13 protein-coding genes are annotated in these 18183 nt (G+C 65.9%); all 13 read left to right on the top strand.

The window, feature by feature from the left end; genetic code table 11:
• Positions 1 to 16 precede the first annotated feature (16 nt).
• The 13 genes from QZH66_RS05095 to QZH66_RS05035 all read left to right on the top strand — a co-directional run bounded on the left by QZH66_RS05095 (position 17) and on the right by QZH66_RS05035 (position 18097).
• Entirely contained in the window at positions 17 to 355 is a 339-nt protein-coding gene (locus QZH66_RS05095; protein WP_305804879.1) for an iron-sulfur cluster assembly accessory protein, read from the top strand.
• 314 nt (positions 356 to 669) lie between these two features.
• On the top strand, positions 670 to 1110 hold the full coding sequence (gene rpsF / locus QZH66_RS05090) for a 30S ribosomal protein S6 (RefSeq protein WP_305804878.1): 441 nt from the start codon (positions 670 to 672) through the stop codon (positions 1108 to 1110).
• Between the two features lie 11 nt (positions 1111 to 1121).
• A complete protein-coding gene (gene rpsR, locus QZH66_RS05085) occupies positions 1122 to 1352 on the top strand; it encodes a 30S ribosomal protein S18 (protein WP_002804494.1) in 231 nt (76 codons plus the stop codon).
• Positions 1353 to 1508: 156 nt separating this feature from the next.
• On the top strand, positions 1509 to 1958 hold the full coding sequence (gene rplI, locus QZH66_RS05080; protein ID WP_305804877.1) for a 50S ribosomal protein L9: 450 nt from the start codon (positions 1509 to 1511) through the stop codon (positions 1956 to 1958).
• A gap of 226 nt (positions 1959 to 2184) precedes the next feature.
• On the top strand, positions 2185 to 5688 hold the full coding sequence (gene smc / locus QZH66_RS05075) for a chromosome segregation protein SMC (protein WP_305804876.1): 3504 nt from the start codon (positions 2185 to 2187) through the stop codon (positions 5686 to 5688).
• A 45-nt stretch (positions 5689 to 5733) separates the two neighbouring features.
• A complete protein-coding gene (zipA, locus tag QZH66_RS05070; protein ID WP_305804875.1) occupies positions 5734 to 6465 on the top strand; it encodes a cell division protein ZipA in 732 nt (243 codons plus the stop codon).
• Positions 6466 to 6562: 97 nt separating this feature from the next.
• Positions 6563 to 9148 carry an NAD-dependent DNA ligase LigA gene (ligA, locus tag QZH66_RS05065; protein ID WP_305804874.1) on the top strand — a complete coding sequence of 862 codons (2586 nt, stop codon included), beginning with the start codon at positions 6563 to 6565 and terminating at the stop codon, positions 9146 to 9148.
• Entirely contained in the window at positions 9145 to 9627 is a 483-nt protein-coding gene (locus tag QZH66_RS05060; protein WP_305804873.1) for a GNAT family N-acetyltransferase, read from the top strand. Before ligA ends, QZH66_RS05060 begins: the two co-directional genes overlap by 4 nt.
• Entirely contained in the window at positions 9624 to 10568 is a 945-nt protein-coding gene (epmA, locus tag QZH66_RS05055) for an EF-P lysine aminoacylase EpmA (protein ID WP_305804872.1), read from the top strand. Before QZH66_RS05060 ends, epmA begins: the two co-directional genes overlap by 4 nt.
• 181 nt (positions 10569 to 10749) lie before the next feature.
• Positions 10750 to 11394: a DUF3011 domain-containing protein gene (locus QZH66_RS05050; protein ID WP_305804921.1), complete on the top strand. Its 645-nt coding sequence runs from the start codon at positions 10750 to 10752 to the stop codon at positions 11392 to 11394.
• A gap of 38 nt (positions 11395 to 11432) precedes the next feature.
• Entirely contained in the window at positions 11433 to 12497 is a 1065-nt protein-coding gene (gene mtnA, locus QZH66_RS05045) for an S-methyl-5-thioribose-1-phosphate isomerase (protein ID WP_305804871.1), read from the top strand.
• 204 nt (positions 12498 to 12701) lie between these two features.
• Positions 12702 to 15413, top strand: coding sequence for a DNA gyrase subunit A (gyrA, locus tag QZH66_RS05040; RefSeq protein ID WP_305804870.1), 2712 nt, complete (start codon positions 12702 to 12704; stop codon positions 15411 to 15413).
• Positions 15414 to 15607: 194 nt separating this feature from the next.
• The gene (locus QZH66_RS05035) at positions 15608 to 18097 is read left to right on the top strand and encodes a prolyl oligopeptidase family serine peptidase (RefSeq protein WP_305804869.1); all 2490 of its coding nucleotides are present in this window, start codon (positions 15608 to 15610) and stop codon (positions 18095 to 18097) included.
• Positions 18098 to 18183: the final 86 nt, after the last annotated feature.

Raw genomic sequence — 18183 nt, 5'->3', positions numbered from 1 at the left:
CTGGAGTTGGTTTGCCATGGCTGTTCATCTCACCCCCGTCGCCTTCGCCCGCGTGCAGCGTTTCGTCGAGCAGAGCCCCGGCGCGCTCGGCCTGCGTTTTGGCGTGACCCGCACCGGCTGCTCCGGCTGGGGGCATGTCACCGATCTGGCGCGTGAGCAGAAAGACGGCGACACCGTATTTGAGCAGGAGGGCGTTCGCATCTATGTGGACGCCGACAGTCTGGCGCTGGTCGATGGCACCGAAATCGACTTCGGCAAGCAGGGGCTGAGCGAGACGTTCATTTTCAGGAACCCGAATGCCACCGCCGAATGCGGCTGTGGCGAGAGCTTCACCGCGGATGCCGACAAGGCCTGAGCCCGTGCGGACTCGCCTGGTGGCGGCCTGCGGCCGCATCCGGGTGCGCTGCTGCAGCGACGGGCTGGATTCCACCGCACGCGCCGCGCCGCGGTAACCGCCGCGACCGCTTTACGGCCCCCTCCCGCGTCACCGGCCGGGTCGCTTGTCTGGCTGCGATGCCCGGTTGGTTGCTTGTAGGCACGTTCCCGACCTGCCATAATTTGCGGCTTCCTGCGCCCTGGTGGCGCGGGAACCCTTGCTCCACCGTATGCCGCCTTGGCCTGCGGGGGGCTGTCCGGCCCTTGCGGGCCACATCCGAAAGGTAGAAAAACATGAGTCGTCATTACGAAATCGTGTTCCTGGTCCATCCGGACCAGAGCGAGCAGGTCCCGGCGATGATCGAGCGCTACAAGGCGCTGGTCGAGAACGGCAACGGCACCATCCACCGCCTGGAAGACTGGGGCCGCCGTCAGCTGGCGTACCCGATCCAGAACCTGGTGAAGGCCCACTACGTGATGTTGAACATCGAAGCCGACCAGGCCGTGCTGAGCGAGCTGGTGGAAAGCTTCCGCTTCAACGACGCCGTGCTGCGCAACCTGGTCATCAAGCGTGACGGCCCGGATACCGAGCAGTCGCTGATCATGAAGAGCAAGGACGAGAAGGGCGAGAAGCCCGAGCGTGGCGAGCGTCGTCGTCGTGACGATGAAGAAGGCGAAGCCGCACCGGCCGCCGAAACCGATGCTGACGGCGACAACGCCGTCTCTGCCGCCTAAGGAGCACTGCCATGTCCAAGTTCTTCCGTCGTCGCAAGTTCTGCAAATTCACGGCTGAAGGTGTGAAGGAGATCGATTACAAGGATCTCAACACCCTGCGCCAGTACCTCACCGAGAACGGCAAGATCGTGCCGAGCCGCGTGACCGGTACCAAGTCGAAGTACCAGCGCCAGCTGGCAACGGCCGTCAAGCGCGCCCGTTTCCTGGCCCTGATCCCGTACACCGACAACCACGACGTCTGATCCGCACTCCCGGCAGTGTCCGCCGCTTGATGTGCAGGTCTTCAGGCCTGCCACCGGTAGCGGACGCTGCAAGGCGCTGGAATCCTGACCGTCCTATTCGGACAGCAAGCGTTGCGGCGGCCCCCGGCTGTCGCTAACGAATAACGGAGCAACACAATGAAGCTGATTCTTCTGCAGAAAGTAACCAACCTTGGCGGCCTGGGCGACCTGGTCGACGTCAAGCCGGGTTACGGCCGCAACTTCCTGGTGCCGACCGGCAAGGCCGTTCCGGCCACCACGGCCAACATTGCCGAGTTCGAAGCCAAGCGTGCCGATTACGAGGCCAAGGCCCAGTCGATCCACGCCGACGCCGAAGCCCGCAAGGTCAAGCTGGAAGGCAAGAGCGTCACCATCGCTGCCAACGCGTCCACCGAAGGCAAGCTGTACGGCTCGGTTGGCCCGCGCGACATCGCCGAGGCGTTCACCGCCGCTGGCCTGCCGCTGGAAAAGAGCGAAGTCATCCTGGGCGAGGGCGCTTTCCGCAATGTGGGCGAGTACGAGGTGACCATTCACCTGCACGCCGACGTGGAAACCACCGTCAAGGTCGTGGTCGAGGCGGAAGCCTGATCACAACTGCCTGATGGCAGGAAAAGGGCGCCGCAAGGCGCCCTTTTTGTTTTTCCGGCCGCCGATCGGCGGGACGCGCTGCGGTGTCGCTATACTCAGCCACTCGCGCCGCCATCGACGCCTTGAAATCCAGTGGGGATCAAAGGCTTGAGGTCGGAAAAGACATCCGGACATTCACCTTCGGCGCTGGCCTGCGGCCGCCACCGCCCGGAAAAACCCAGATCCCATGCGTCTATCCACGATCAAACTTTCCGGTTTCAAGTCGTTCGTCGATCCCACCACCTTGCATCTGCCTACCAATATGACCGGGGTGGTCGGTCCGAACGGGTGTGGCAAATCCAACATCATCGATGCGGTGCGTTGGGTGATGGGCGAAAGCTCGGCCAGCCGGCTGCGTGGTGATTCGCTGACCGACGTGATCTTCTCCGGCTCGTCCGCGCGCAAACCGGTATCGCAGGCCACGGTGGAGCTGATTTTCGACAACTCCGACCACACCATCACCGGCGAGTACGCCTCGTTCAACGAGATCTCGGTCAAACGCCTGGTCAGTCGCGACGGCACCAGCAATTACTACCTCAATGGCACCAAGTGCCGCCGACGTGACATCACCGACCTGTTCCTGGGGACCGGGCTGGGGCCGCGCAGCTACTCGATCATCGAGCAGGGCATGATCAGCCAGATCATCGAGGCGCGTCCGGAAGACCTGCGCGTGTATCTGGAAGAAGCCGCCGGCATTTCCAAGTACAAGGAGCGCCGCAAGGAAACCGAAACCCGCATCCGCCATACCCGCGAGAACCTGGACCGGCTGAACGACCTGCGCGAGGAGATCGGCAAGCAGCTGGAGCACCTCAAGCGCCAGGCGCGGCAGGCCGAGCAGTACCAGGGGTTGCAGGAAGAGCGCCGGATCAAGGATGCCGAATGGAAAGCGCTGGAATACCGCGGACTGGACGGGCGCCTGTCCGGATTGCGCGAGGCGCTGTCGCAGGAGGAAACCCGGCTGCAGCAGCTCATTGCCGAGCAGCGCGATGCCGAGGCGCGGATCGAGACCGGGCGCGTCAACCGTGAAGAAGCGGCCGAGGCGCTGGGCAAGGCGCAGGCCGACGTCTACCAGGTCGGCAGCACGCTGGCGCGGATCGAACAGCAGATCCAGCATCAGCGCGAAATGTCGCAGCGTTTGCACAAGGCGCGTACCGAGGCGCAGCAGGCACTGGCCGAGCTGGGCCAGCACATCAGTGGCGACGAGGCCAGGTTGGGGGTGCTGCGCGAAGCGGTGGACCTGGCCGAGCCGCAGCTGGAGCAATTGCAGGAAGACAACGAATTCCGCCAGGAAGCGCTGCGCGAGGCCGAAGCCCGCCTCGCCGATTGGCAACAGCGCTGGGAATCCCATACCCGTACGACCTCCGAGGCGTCGCGCTCGGGCGAAGTGGAGCGCACCCGGGTCGATTACCTCGACCGCCAGATCCTGGAAGCCGATCGCCGCCGCGAGAGTTTGATTGGCGAACGCGCGGGGCTGGATCTTGAGGCGCTGGATGAGGCCTTGGAACAGCTGCAGGTGCAGCATGAAACCCAGAAGACCGCGCTGGACGGGCTCAACGAGCAGGTCGAACTGCGCCGCGAAGCGGTTTCCGCGCTGCAGGAACAACAGCGCGCCAGCCAGACTGAACTGGCCGAAGTGCGCAAGCAGGCCCAGGCTGCACGCGGCCGGCTGTCATCGCTGGAAACCCTGCAGCAGGCGGCGCTGGGCCAGGAGCAGGGCGCGGCAGTGGCATGGCTGAAGGCGCGCGGACTGGATTCGGCCGCACGCGTGGGCGAGCGCCTCAGCGTCGAGAGTGGCTGGGAAACCGCGGTGGAGAGCGCGCTTGGACAGCTGATCGAAGGGGTGCTGGTGGATGCGCCGGAATCGCTGGTGGAGGCCCTGGCCGAACTGGGCGATGGCCGCATCGCGCTGGTCTCGGGCGAACACGGCGATGCCAGCTTCGCGCCGACCTCGCTGGCAGCCAAGGTGCAAGGGCCGCTGGCGATCCGGCGGCTGCTGGCGCGTCTGCATGGCGCAGAAGACCTTGCGGGCGCCCGGGCGCTGCAACACACCCTCGGCGAAGGCGATTCGGTCATCACCCGTGAGGGCGGACGCCTGGGGGAGGGCTGGGTGCGGGTATCACGCTCGGGCGCGGCCAAGCAGGGCGCGCTGTTGCGCGAACGCGAGATCGTGACCCTGCGCGAGCAGATCGATTCGTTGCAGGATCGCGAAAGCGAGCTCGAGCAGCGCCACGCCAGCTTCCGCGCGCAGATGCTGGCAGCCGAGCAGCATCGCGAGGATGCGCAGCGGGCGCTGTACCAGGCACACCGCAGTGTTTCCGAGCTGGCCGGGCAGCTGCAGAGCCAGCAGGGCAAGGTGGAAGCGGCGCGGACCCGGATCGAGCGCATCGAAGGCGAAGTGGCGCAGCTGCTGGAGACCCTGGACAGCAGCCGCGAGCAGGCCCGCGAGGCGCGCGCGCGACTGGACGATGCGGTCACCAGCATGGGCGATCTGGAATCGCTGCGGCACGCGCTGGAAAGCGAGCGCCGGCAGCTGGCCGAGGCCCGCGATCTGGCGCGCGATGCGGCGCGCAATGTGCGTGACAGCATGCACGCGCTGGCGCTGACACTGGAGTCGCAACGGGCACAGATCAACTCGCTGAGCCAGGCGCTGGAACGCATGAGCACCCAGCGCGGGCAACTGGATTCCCGCCTGGGCGAGCTGCATGCGCAGCTGGATGAAGGCGATTCGCCGGTGCAATTGCTCGAAGAGCAGCATCAGAATGCGCTGGGTGAGCGCGTGCGCGTGGACAGGGTGCTGGCGGAAACGCGGGCTTTGCTCGATGGCATCGATGCCCAGTTGCGCGGCTACGAGCAGACCCGTCAGCAACGCGATGAACAGGCGCTGGCCCAGCGTGAGCGTATTTCCCAGCGCAAGCTCGACCAGCAGGCCCTGGTGCTCAGCGCCGAGCAACTGGCGGCGGCCGTCGAAAAGGCCGGCTTCGTGCTGGAGGACGTGATCAACAGCCTGCCCGAAGACGCGCGACTGTCCGATTGGGAGCAGGCCGTGCACCAGATCGATGGCCGCATGCGCCGGCTCGAGCCGGTCAATCTGGCTGCGATCCAGGAATACGGCGAGGCCTCGCAGCGGTCGGAATACCTGGATGCGCAGAACACCGACCTGACCACTGCACTGGAAACACTGGAGGACGCCATCCGCAAGATCGACCGCGAGACCCGCGGCCGCTTCAAGGACACCTTCGACCGCGTCAACGCCGGCGTGCAACAGCTGTACCCGCGCCTGTTCGGTGGCGGCCATGCCTATCTGGAATTGACCGGCGAAGACCTGCTCGATACCGGGGTGACGATCATGGCGCGCCCGCCGGGCAAGCGGGTGTCGAGCATCTCGCTGCTGTCCGGTGGTGAGAAGGCGATGACCGCAGTGGCGCTGGTGTTTGCGATCTTCCAGCTCAACCCGGCCCCGTTCTGCCTGCTCGACGAGGTGGACGCACCGCTGGACGAGGCCAACGTCGGCCGTCTGGCCAATATGGTCAAGGAGATGAGCGAGAAAGTGCAGTTCCTGTTCGTCAGCCACAACAAGGCCACGATGGAGGCTGCACAGCAGTTGTCGGGTGTCACCATGCGCGAGCCGGGTGTCAGTCGCCTGGTCAGTGTGGATCTGGAGGAAGCCGCGCGTTTGGCGGGCGCGGCCTGACGTGCGATTCTTGTGTGAATGAACAGACGGCGGGGACCTTACTGAATGTCCGACATGGCACTGCTTCGCATCGGCATCCTGGCCGCCGGCTTGTTGCTGGTGGCGGCCATCCTTCTTTTCGGGCGCCCGAAAAAGCCGGTGCAGGGCAAACGGCGCGAGCCGGTCGAGTCTGAAAAAACGCGTCAGGAACCGGCACTGTCTGGCGATGCCGAGACCGCTCCCGCCGGTGATCTGGCAACCGGAGAAGGTGTCAGCCAGCCCGAACTCGGCTTGCCCGAAGTCACGCCCGGCACCACCAGCGAGCTGGGCAAGCGCGTCAGCCAGGATTTCGACAAGATCGTGTCGCTGTACGTGGCCGCGCGTGCCGGTGAAATGCTGCGCGGCGAGGACATCGTGGTGGCGGCCGAGAAGACCGGGCTCGTATTCGGGCACATGAATGTGTTCCACCGGCTGCTGGAAGGGCATTCCGAGCGCGGCCCGATTTTCAGCATGGCCAGCATCATGAAGCCCGGCAGCTTCGACATGACCCATATCCGCGAGATGGAAACGCCGGCGATCGCGTTCTTCCTGACCCTGCCGGCACCATTGACCGCGCTTGATGCGTGGGAAAAGATGCTGCCCACGGTGCAGCGCATGGGCGAGTTGCTGGATGGCGTGGTGCTCGATGATGGCCGCAACGCCCTTGGCCGCCAGCGCATCGCGCATATCCGCGACGAACTGCGCGCCTACGACCGCCAGCACCAGGCGCCGCCGTTGACCAAGGCGCCGCGCTGGTAATCGACAGCGCCCGTCACGGGCGCCTGCTTTCCAGGTGGACGGTGCAGGCGGGCGCCGGCCATCAGCGGCCAGGCCTGCGGCCGGTTAAAATCGCCGGATGACTTCCGACTCCCCCGTCCAGCAACAGATCGCCGCGTTGCGGCAGCAGGTGGCCCGCGCTTCCAGTGCCTATCACGAGCGCGACGAGCTGCTGATTCCCGACGCCGAATACGACCGGCTGCTGCGCGAGCTTGAAGCGCTGGAAGCCTTGCATCCGGAACTGGATTCGCCCGACTCGCCGACCCACCAGATCGGTGGCAAACCGTCCTCGCGCTTTCCCGAGGTGGTGCACGCGATGCCGATGCTCTCGCTGGGCAATGCCTTCAGCGAAGAGGAAGTGCGCGATTTCGTGCGACGCATCGACGAGCGCCTGCACCGCGCGCAGCTGGTATTTTCCGCCGAACCCAAACTCGATGGCCTGGCCATCAGTCTGCGCTATGAGAACGGGGTGTTCGTGCAGGGCGCCACGCGCGGTGACGGCGCCAAGGGCGAGGATGTCAGCGCCAATCTGCGCCAGATCAAGGTGATCCCGCAGCAGCTGCGGGGGCAGGGCTGGCCGGCAGTGCTGGAGGTGCGTGGCGAGGTGTACATGCCGCGGGCGGATTTCGAGCGCTACAACGAACAGGCGCGGCGGCAGGGCGGCAAGGTGCTGGCCAATCCGCGCAACGGCGCCGCCGGGTCGCTGCGGCAGCTGGACCCCAGGATCAGTGCGCAGCGGCCGCTCAGCTTCTTCGCCTACGGTACCGGTGAGGTGACGGGCGGCGAGTTGCCGGACACCCATTCGGCAACGCTGCAACGTTTGCAGCAGTGGGGCTTCCCGGTCAGCGACCTGTGCATGGTCGTGGCAGGGGTGCAGGGCTTGCTGGATTACTACCAGGACATCGGCGCCCGCCGCGACGGACTGGCATTCGATATCGACGGCGTGGTCTACAAGCTGGACGACCGCGAAGGCCAGCAGGCGATGGGCTTCGTCGCCCGCGCCCCGCGCTGGGCCATCGCCCACAAATTCCCTGCGCAGGAACAGACCACCACCGTGGAGGCGATCGAGATCCAGATCGGCCGCACCGGTGCGGCTACGCCCGTGGCACGGTTGCAGCCGGTGCATGTGGCCGGCGTGGTGGTCACCAATGCCACCCTGCACAACGCCGACCAGATCGCGCGGCTGGATGTACGCGTAGGCGATACGGTGATCGTGCGCCGGGCCGGCGATGTCATTCCCGAGGTGGTCAGTGTGATCACCGGCCAGCGGCCAGCGGGTACCGTGCCTTGGCAGATGCCGATGCAGTGCCCGGTATGCGGCGCGGAAGTCGTGCGCGAGGAAGGTGCGGCGGTATGGCGCTGTTCCGGCGAACTGAGCTGTCCGGCGCAGCGCAAGGAGGCCATCGCCCATTTCGCCTCGCGCAAGGCGATGGATATCGATGGTCTGGGCGATCGCTATATCGAAACCCTGGTCGATGCCGGCAGCGTGCGCGGCGTGGCCGATCTGTACCAGCTGCAGCGTGACCAGCTGCTGTTGCTCAAACTGGTGCTCGATGCGGCGTCGCCGGAAGCGCTGGCCAGCCTGGTCAGCCCGCATCTGTCTGCCGAAGGCAGCGGCGTGTATCTGAACCGCATTCTCACGCTGGATCCGGGCAATGGCGGCTGGCGGGCGCAGGCCATGGCGATCCCGGCGCGGTTCGAGTGGAACGCGAAGAAGATTGCCACGCGCTGGGCCGACAACCTGATCACGGCGATCAGCAACAGCCGTGACACCACCCTGGAGCGGCTGCTGTTCGCGCTGGGCATCGAACATGTCGGTGAAAGTACGGCCAAGGCATTGGCGAGCTGGTTCGGCGATCTGGAGCTGGTCCGTCACCTGCCGTGGCCGCTGTTCAAGCGGGTGCCGGATATCGGTGGCGAGGTGGCGCGCTCGATTGGCCATTTCATGAGCCAGCCGGGCAACCAGCAAGCCATCGATGAGCTGCTGCAGCGCGGGGTGCGCATCACCGATACCCATGCACCATCGCCGAAGTTGCGCGGCGGGCTGGGACTGGCGTCGCTGCTGCTGGACCTGGAAATCCCCAGGATCACCAAGCTGCGCGCCGAACAGCTGGCTGCCGCGTTTCCCTCGGCGGCGGCGATCCTGGATGAGGACATCCACAACTTCGTCACGGCCGGCTTGCCCAGCGAAACGGCGCTTGCGCTCGGTGCCTGGCTGGAGGTGCCGGGCAATGCGGAGCTGTTCTCGGCCAGCGGCGATGCATTGGCCCGCCTGCTGGAGCGCGTGCCGCAGATCACCGACCAGCACGCCGGGGTATTGGACGGGCAGACCGTGGTGCTGACCGGCACCCTGTCGCAGATGAACCGCGATGATGCCAAGGCCCGGCTGGAAGCGTTGGGCGCGAAGGTGGCAGGCAGCGTGTCGAAGAAAACCAGTTNCGTGGTGCTGACCGGCACCCTGTCGCAGATGAACCGCGATGATGCCAAGGCCCGGCTGGAAGCGTTGGGCGCGAAGGTGGCAGGCAGCGTGTCGAAGAAAACCAGTTTCGTGGTGGCCGGTACCGAGGCGGGCTCGAAACTGGACAAAGCCAACGAGCTCGGTGTGGACGTCTGGGACGAGTCGCGCCTGCTGCAGTTTTTGAACGAGAACGAAAAAACATCATGACCAACGTATTGCAGGCCCGCAGGGCCACCCCCGCCGAGTTTCCCCAGGTCCTGGCGATGGTGCGCGACTTCTATCAGGAAGACGAAATCCTCTATGACGCCGCGCGCGTGGAACCGGGCCTGCACAGCCTGCTCCAGGACCCGGCCTGCGGCGCGCTGCTGCTGCTCGGTTCGCAGGACATGCCGCTGGCCGGTTACATCACCCTGGGCTGGTGTTTCAGCGTGGAGCAGGGCGGTCGCTTCATCTTGCTCGACGAGCTGTATCTGCTGCCATCGGCGCGCGGCCGCGGTTGGGGCCGGCAAGCCTTGCAGCTGGCACGCGAATGGGCCAGCGGCCAGGGCGCCAGCGTGCTGCGGCTGGAGGTGAACCACCACAACGAACGCGCCAAGGCGTTGTATCTGTCGGCCGGATTCAACGATGACAGCCGCGACATCCTCACCCTGCCGCTGACCGGGGCGGTGCGGAGCACGCATTCGTGATCCAGGCGCTGCGCCAGCGGGCCAGGCTCAATGCGCTGATCCGTGATTTTTTCGCGCGGCGGGATGTGCTCGAGGTGGAAACGCCGATCCTGTCCGAGGCGGGCAACACCGAGCCGAACATCGACAGTTTCCAGACCCGCTTCAGTGGCCACGTCGATGCCGGCTCCCCGGTGCGCTGGCTGCGTACCTCGCCCGAATATCCGCTCAAACGCCTGTTGGCGGCCGGTGTCGGCGACTGCTATGAACTGGGCCGGGTCTTCCGCAACGGTGAAGCCGGCGGGCGCCACAATCCCGAATTCACCATGCTCGAGTGGTACCGGGTGGGCTGGGACCATCATCGGCTGATCGACGAGACCGTGGCGCTGGTCCGCGCTGCGCTGGCGCTGGTCGGGCGCGGGGCGGAACTGCGCGTCACCACCTTCCGCGAGCTGTTCGTCGATGGCGTCGGCGTGGACCCGTTCACCGCCAGCCAGGCGCAGCTGCGTGCGCCGCTGGCCGATATCGCGCTCGATCCGGACGGGCTGACCCGTGATGACTGGCTCGACCTGCTGATGACCCACTGCATCCAGCCGGCATTTCCTGCCGAAGGCATCACCGTGGTCCACGACTGGCCCGCCACGCAGGCGGCCCTGGCGAAGATCCGCCCCGGCTCGCCGCCGTTGGCGGAGCGTTTCGAGCTGTATCTGGGCAACATCGAGTTGGCCAACGGCTATCACGAGCTCACCGATCCGCTCGAGCAGCGCGCCCGTTTCGAGCGTGACCACGCGGTACGCCACGCGCGTGGCAGCGTGTTGCCGCCGATCGATGAATGCCTGCTGCAGGCGTTGCCGCAAATGCCGCCCTGCGCCGGCGTAGCGGTGGGGGTGGACCGCTTGCTGATGGCGCTGGCGTCCACTGCACGCATCGACGAGGTGCTGGCGTTCGATTTCGCCAACGCCTGAGGCAAGCTCGCGATCCGCCTGATCCCACTCCGTCACCGTTCTGTCTTGCCTGTCGCATGATGATGGTGTTCTGATCACAGCGTCCCATGGAGGGTACGACGCTGTTTATTGTTCAAAGACGTTCCAGGGGGCAAGACCGATGAGGATGTGCAGCAGCCTGCTGTTACTGGCGCTTCCGGCAATGGCGGGGGCCGCTGCGCCGGCCCCGTCGCGCTATGCCGACCAGGTGGTGCGCTGCGAATCACGCGATATGGAACGCGTGCACTGTGATCTGGAGGCGCCTGGCGGAATTCAGCTGGCAAGGCAGCTTTCCGAACGCAGCTGCATCCGCGAGAGCACCTGGGGCGCCGATGCGAGCGGGGTGTGGGTCAGTCACGGATGTCGCGCCGAGTTCAGTCGGATCACGCCGGCATCCGCGCGTCCGACACGGCGGGTGATCCGCTGCGAATCCAGCGGGCGTCCGCAGAGCTGTCCGGTGATCCTGCGCGGCGCCCCGGTGCGACTGCTGAAGCAGCACTCGGCGATGCCGTGTCGTGAGGGGCACAGCTGGGGGGTCAAACGCAACGAGCTCTGGGTGACGCGGGGGTGCCAGGGCGAGTTCGAGGTCGGCGCTGAGGATGGCAGCGGGTTTGTCGATATCCCGCGCAAGCTGGTGTGTGAATCCAAGGGCGGTCTCCGCCGCGAATGCGGTGTCAGCGTCCAGCACCGGGTCACCTTGCTCCGGCAGCTGTCGGGGACTCCGTGCGAAGAAGGGCGCAACTGGGGCTGGACCCGCGATGGCGTGTGGGTGGACAAGGGCTGCCGCGCCGAATTTTCCGCGGACTGACGCTGACCCGCTTTGCCGCTGCCGATTACAATGGCCCGATGAACGATTCCGCCCCCATCGATTACGCCCGTTACGACCGCATCCGTCCGATCCAGTGGACAGGTGATGCGCTGGAGCTGCTGGATCAGCGCAAGTTGCCGTTCGTGGTGGAGCATGTGCAGTGCCACAGCAGCGACGAGGTTGCCGAGGCGATCCATGCCCTAACCGTGCGCGGTGCGCCGGCCATCGGTATCGCGGCGGCCTGGGGCGTGGTGCTTGCCGCCCGCACCGTCGACGCCGCTGATGGTGCGCAAGCGCTGCTGGCACTGGAGCCGGCCCTGCAGCGGCTGAACGCCTCGCGTCCGACCGCGGTCAACCTGGCCTGGGCACTGGCGCGGATGCGCCGTGCCCTGGCGGCCGCCCGCAGTGACTGGAAACAGGTGGCCGAGCGCGAAGCGCGGGCCATCGCCGACGAAGACCTGGCGGCCAACCACCTCATGGGTACCCTCGGTGCCGGGCTGATCGCGGCCGGCAGTGGCGTGCTGACCCACTGCAACACCGGCTCGCTGGCCACCGCCGGTTTCGGCACCGCCCTGGGCGTGATCCGTGCCGGCGTGGCGCAGCGGCGCATCGACCGGGTATTTGCCGGTGAGACCCGGCCGTGGCTGCAGGGGGCGCGGCTGACCGTGTGGGAGCTGCAGCAGGACGGCATCGACGCCACCCTGATTGCCGATTCGGCCGCCGCGCATCTGATGAAGACCGGCGTGGTGCAATGGGTCATCGTCGGCGCCGACCGTATCTGTGCCAACGGTGACACCGCCAACAAGATCGGCACCTATCAGCTGGCGATCGCCGCCCGCCACCACGGCGTCAAGGTCATGGTGGTGGCGCCGTCCTCGACGGTGGATATGGCCACCGCCGACGGCGGACAGATTGAAATCGAACAGCGTGACCCGGGCGAGTTGTTTGGCGTGGGTGGCAGCCGCACGGTGGCTGAAGGCATCACGGCCTGGAACCCGGTGTTCGATGTGACCCCCGGCGGGCTGATCGACGCCATCGTTACCGAACGCGGCGTGATCGAACATCCGGACCGCGAATCGATGGCGGCCGCTTTCGCGGCCTGAGGTGTTTCAACGCGTTCCCGCAATATCGCGGCCGCGGCCGCAAGTGCTTGTTTCAACCCGGCAAAAAGCAGCGGAAAGGGGTGGTTTGTGCTAGGATTCACGGGTTGAACCGCAAGCCCGGGATGCCTCTCCTGAACAGGCCGATTGTGCTGGTTGGGGCAGGCGGCATCCACGGCCGGATCGCTACCAGAATACGGAACCCGAATGGCAGAAAACGCCAAGGAAATCATCCAGGTCAACCTGGAAGACGAGATGCGCAAGAGTTACCTCGATTACGCGATGAGCGTGATCGTGGGGCGCGCACTCCCCGATGCCCGCGATGGCCTCAAGCCGGTCCATCGCCGTGTGCTGTTCGCGATGAACGAGCTGGGTGCCCACAGCAACAAGGCGTACTTCAAGTCGGCGCGTATCGTCGGTGACGTGATCGGTAAATACCATCCGCATGGCGACCAGTCGGTGTACGACACGCTGGTGCGCATGGCGCAGCCGTTCTCGCTGCGTTACATGCTGGTCGATGGCCAGGGTAACTTCGGTTCGGTCGATGGCGATTCCGCCGCGGCAATGCGCTACACCGAAGCCCGGATGTCGCGGCTGACGCATGAGCTGATGGCCGATATCGACAAGGAAACGGTCGATTTCCAGCCCAACTACGACGAGAAGGAACTGGAGCCGACGGTCATGCCGACCCGGTTCCCGAACCTGCTGGTCAACGGGTCGGCCGGTATCGCGGTCGGCATGGCGACCAATATCCCGCCGCACAACCTGACCGAGTCGATCAACGCCTGCATCGCGCTGATCGAGAACCCCGAGATCGATGTCGACGGGCTGATGGAGTACATCCCCGGTCCGGACTTCCCGACCGCGGGCATCATCAACGGTACCGCGGGCATCATCGCCGGCTACCGGACCGGCCGGGGCCGGGTGCGCATCCGTTCCAAGGCCGAGATCGAGGTGGCCGACAACGGTCGCGAATCGATCATCGTCACCGAGCTTCCGTACCAGGTGAACAAGGCGCGGTTGATCGAAAAGATCGCCGAGCTGGTCAAGGAAAAGAAGCTCGAAGGCATCAGCGAGCTGCGCGACGAGTCCGACAAGGACGGCATGCGCATCTACATCGAAATCAAGCGCGGCGAGTCGGCCGAGGTTGTGCTCAACAACCTCTACCAGCAGACGCAGATGGAGTCGGTGTTCGGCATCAACATGGTGGCGCTGGTCGATGGCCGCCCGCAGCTGCTGAACCTCAAGCAGATGCTGGAGGCGTTTGTCCGCCACCGGCGCGAAGTGGTCACCCGCCGCACCATCTTTGAACTGCGCAAGGCCCGCGCCCGCGCGCACGTGCTGGAAGGCCTGACGGTCGCGTTGGCCAACATCGACGAGATGATCGAGCTGATCAAGACGTCGGCCAATCCGGGCGAGGCCAAAGAGCGCCTGCTGACGAAAACCTGGGAGCCGGGTCTGGTCGGTGCGCTGCTGGGTGCCGCTGGCGCCGAGGCTTCGCGCCCGGAAGATCTGCCCAAGGGCATTGGCCTGGTCAATGGCAATTACCAGCTCAGTGACATCCAGGCCACGCAGATCCTGGAAATGCGCCTGCACCGCCTCACCGGGCTGGAGCAGGATCGCCTTACCGAAGAATACAAACTGCTGCTGGAGGCCATTGCCGGCCTGATCCGCATCCTGGAAAACCCGGATGTGCTGTTGCAGGTGATCCGTGACGAGCTGATTGCCGTGCGCAGCGAATTCGGCGACGAACGTCGCACCGAAATCCGCCACAGCGAGGAAGACCTCGACATCCTCGACCTGATCGCCCCGGAAGACGTGGTGGTCACGCTGTCGCGTGCCGGCTATGCCAAGCGCCAGCCGGTCAGCGACTACCGCGCCCAGCGTCGCGGCGGTCGTGGCCGTAGCGCGGCGGCGACCAAGGACGAGGACTTCATCGAGCAGCTGTGGCTGGTCAATACCCATGACACACTGCTGACCTTCACCAGCAGCGGCAAGGTGTTCTGGCTGCCGGTGCACCAGTTGCCGGAGGCCGGCTCCAACGCCCGCGGCCGTCCGATCATCAACTGGATTCCGCTGGAGAACGGTGAGCGCGTGCAGGCGGTATTGCCGGTGCGCGAGTACGACGAAACCAAGTTCGTGTTCTTCGCCACCCGCCATGGCACGGTGAAGAAGACCCCGCTGAGCGAATTCGCGTTCCGTCTGGCGCGCGGCAAGATCGCCATCAATCTTGACGATGACGATGCGCTGGTCGGCGTTGCGCTGACCGACGGTGAGCGCGACGTGCTGATGTTCGCGTCCAACGGCAAGACGGTGCGTTTCGGCGAAGACCGCGTGCGTTCGATGGGGCGTACCGCTACCGGTGTGCGCGGCATCAAGCTGGCCAAGGGTGAGGAAGTGGTCAGCCTGATCGTTGCTGAAAGGGCCGGCGGCGCCGAAGAAGAGGGTGAGGAGGACAATGCAGTCGTCGAGGACATCTCCACCGGTTCCGCCGAGGTTGTGCTGGAAGACGGTGCCGAGGATCCCGATGCGCTGTACATCCTGACCGCGACCGAGAACGGCTATGGCAAGCGCACGCCGCTGCCGGAGTATCCGCGCAAGGGGCGGGGCACGCAGGGCGTGATCGGCATCCAGACCAGCGAGCGCAACGGCAGGCTGGTCAGCGCGGTGCTGCTGGGTGGTGCCGACGAGGTCCTGCTGATTTCCGATGGCGGCACGCTGGTGCGGACCCGTGCATCGGAGATCTCGCGGGTCGGCCGCAACACCCAGGGTGTCACCCTGATCCGCCTGTCCAAGGGCGAGAAGCTGCAGGCCGTGGAACGGCTCGATGCGTCGCTGGATTCGGGCGATGACGGCATGGAGGATGCCGAGGCAATCGTGGCGGACGACGCTGCAGTTGTGCCGCCCGCGGAAGCCTGAGGGCCTGCCGCCAACTGCATGAACCGAAGCGCCGGCAGCAATGCCGGCGCTTTTTTTTGCGCCGGCTTTCTGCAATGCGGCCGACAGCCCCTGACCAATGGCGGGCGTGCGACGGGAGGGCCGGTGCTAGATTCAGCCGTCGTCCGGCCGTGGCGTTGCATACGGTCAGCCATTCGCGTGCAAGGAGAAAAACGATGCTCACCGCTAGACCCGCCTGGTCCGTGGCCTTGGCCGCCGCCGTCACCACGCTGTGCTGGACGCCGATGGCGCTGGCCGAATACGCCACACCGCCAGCCAACCTGCTCAAGGTGCTGAAAGCACCGCCTCCGCCCGCGCCCAGCATCGATCCGACCGGACAGCGCCTGCTGCTCACCACCGTGCAGACCTATCCGTCGATCACCCGCGTCGCGCAGCCGTATCTGAAGCTGGCCGGCGTGCGTCTGGAGCCGAAGAACCGTAGCCGCCATGACACTCCGGGCGGCTACGGCATTCCCTCGTGCGTAGCCGATTTCACCGTGGTGGACATCGCCAGTGGCAGGCAAATCCGGGTGCCGCTGCCGGCCGATGCCTGCGCCGGCATGGCGCTGTGGTCGCCCGATGGCCAGCGCTTCGCCTTCCAGAATGTGGTGGCCGATTCGGTGCAGCTGTGGGTCGGCGACGCGGCGACCGGGCAGGTGCGGCAGATGCCCGGGGTGCGCCTCAATCCGATTTTCGGCAGCACCGTGCAGTGGCTCGATGGCGGCCGCCACCTGCTGGTCAAACTGGTGCCAGCCCGGCAAGGCGCTGCGCCGTCCGACCACGGCGTGCCGTCCGGGCCGGACGTGCAGGAATCGCTGGGCGCCACCGGGCAGAGCAGCACCTATGAAACCCGCGACACGCTGACCAGTGCGTATGACGAAAAGCGCTTCGCCTACTACGGGCAGTCGCAGCTGGCGGTGGTGGACGCCGGTTCGGGCAAGGTGCGCGAAATCGGCGCGCCGCAGCTGTTCAACGGTATCAGCGCCGCGCCCGATGGCGTGCATGTGCTGACCGAAACCATCCGCCCGCCGTTCTCGCATGCGGTCACCTACCAGCGCTTCGCCTATGACGTGGACGTGCTGGATCTGGATAGCGGGAAGCGCCTGCAGATTGCCTCGTTGCCTCTGGCCGAGCGTGTGCCGATCCGCGGCGTGCCTGAAGGTCCGCGTGATTTCGACTGGCGCGCGACCGAGCCGGCCACGCTGGTCTGGGCCGAAGCGCTGGACAAGGGCGACTGGAACGTCAGCGTGCCGCAGCGCGACCGCGTGCTGATGCTCAAGGCGCCGTTCACCGCCAAGCCGCGGGAAATCGCCCGTACCACGCAGCGCTTCAATGGCATCGCCTGGGGCGAGCGGCCGGAGCTGGCCTTCCTCGACGAATACGACGAGAACCGCCACTGGCGCCAGACCCGCATCGTCGATGTCGACAAGCCGATGCAGGCCGGCCGGCTGTTGTGGGATCTGTCCAGCGACGAGCTGTATGGCGACCCCGGCAACTTCGTCTACCGGCGTCTGCCCAACGGCGCGCTGGTGGTGCGCGAGGAAGATGGCCAGGTGTTCCTGCGCGGGCAGGGCGCTTCGGCGCAGGGCGATCGCCCGTTCCTCGACCGGCTGGATCTGCGCACGCTCAAGAGCGAACGCCTGTTCCGCAGCGGCACCGATGCCTATGACCAGTTCCTCGGCTTCACCGCCGTCCCCGGCCGCTTCCTCAGCTGGCACCAGTCGGTGATCGATCCGCCCAACGCCTTCGTGCGCGAGCTGGGCGCGCGCGATGGCGCGGCCCGGGCCGGTGAGGCGCAATATGCCTCCAGCACTACCGCGTTGACCCGTCTGGAAGACCCCACGCCGGAAGTGCGGCAGATCCAGAAGCGGCTGGTGACGTACAAGCGCGCTGACGGTGTCGATCTGTCCTTCACCCTGTACACGCCACCGGGCTACACCGAAGGGCAGCGCGTGCCGGCGATCCTGTACGCGTATCCGGCCGATTTCGCCAATGCCGAGCAGGCCGCGCAGGTGTCCGGTTCACAGCAGACCTTCACCCGGCTGGCACCGTACCGGCTGATGCTGCTGGCCGGCTACGCGATCATCGATAACGCCTCGTTCCCGATCGTCGGCGATCCGAAAAGCGCCTACGACACCTATCTGGAACAGCTTGAAGCGAATGCCCGCGCGGCCGTGGACAAGGCGGTGGAACTGGGGGTGGTGGACCGCAACCGTATCGGCGTGACCGGGCACAGTCATGGCGCGCTGATGACCGCCAATCTGATCGCGCACACCGATCTGTTCCGCGCCGGCGTGGCCACCAGTGGCTCGTACAACAAGACGTTCACCCCGTTCGGTTTCCAGAACGAACGCCGTTCGGTGTGGCAGGCGCAGGATGTGTACCTGAAGGCGTCGCCGTACTTCTATGCCGACAAACTCAAGTTGCCGTTGCTGCTGGTCCACGGTGAGGACGACGCCAATCCCGGCACCGAGCCGTTCCAGTCGCGCAAGTTCTACCAGGCCATCCGTGGCAACGGCGGCACCACCCGGCTGGTGATGCTGCCGCACGAACCGCACTGGTACACCGCGCTGGAATCCAACGAGCAGCTGGTGGCGGAAATGCTGGCCTGGTTCGACCGCTACGTGAAGAACGCCCCGGCGGAAAAGGCCGCGGCCAAGCGATAAGAAATCGCGGTCCGGCCTGCCTCGGGGGCAGGCCGGACTTTGGATTTGATCCCGCCGCAGCGCACCGGAATTCCGGTGCCTGTGGT

It is taken from the genome of Stenotrophomonas sp. YIM B06876 (assembly GCF_030711595.1).
Taxonomy (GTDB): domain Bacteria; phylum Pseudomonadota; class Gammaproteobacteria; order Xanthomonadales; family Xanthomonadaceae; genus Stenotrophomonas.
This window is presented reverse-complemented; position numbering and strand designations above follow the sequence as displayed.

Bases quoted from the DNA above. Each gene is read 5' to 3' on its own strand.
- zipA (WP_305804875.1), top strand. From the start codon at position 5,734: ATGTCCGACATGGCACTGCTTCGCATCGGCATCCTGGCCGCCGGCTTG.
- rpsF (WP_305804878.1), top strand. From the start codon at position 670: ATGAGTCGTCATTACGAAATCGTGTTCCTGGTCCATCCGGACCAGAGC.
- mtnA (WP_305804871.1), top strand. From the start codon at position 11,433: ATGAACGATTCCGCCCCCATCGATTACGCCCGTTACGACCGCATCCGT.
- QZH66_RS05095 (WP_305804879.1), top strand. From the start codon at position 17: ATGGCTGTTCATCTCACCCCCGTCGCCTTCGCCCGCGTGCAGCGTTTC.
- QZH66_RS05050 (WP_305804921.1), top strand. From the start codon at position 10,750: ATGGCGGGGGCCGCTGCGCCGGCCCCGTCGCGCTATGCCGACCAGGTG.
- QZH66_RS05035 (WP_305804869.1), top strand. From the start codon at position 15,608: ATGCTCACCGCTAGACCCGCCTGGTCCGTGGCCTTGGCCGCCGCCGTC.
- rplI (WP_305804877.1), top strand. From the start codon at position 1,509: ATGAAGCTGATTCTTCTGCAGAAAGTAACCAACCTTGGCGGCCTGGGC.
- smc (WP_305804876.1), top strand. From the start codon at position 2,185: ATGCGTCTATCCACGATCAAACTTTCCGGTTTCAAGTCGTTCGTCGAT.
- rpsR (WP_002804494.1), top strand. From the start codon at position 1,122: ATGTCCAAGTTCTTCCGTCGTCGCAAGTTCTGCAAATTCACGGCTGAA.
- QZH66_RS05060 (WP_305804873.1), top strand. From the start codon at position 9,145: ATGACCAACGTATTGCAGGCCCGCAGGGCCACCCCCGCCGAGTTTCCC.
- gyrA (WP_305804870.1), top strand. From the start codon at position 12,702: ATGGCAGAAAACGCCAAGGAAATCATCCAGGTCAACCTGGAAGACGAG.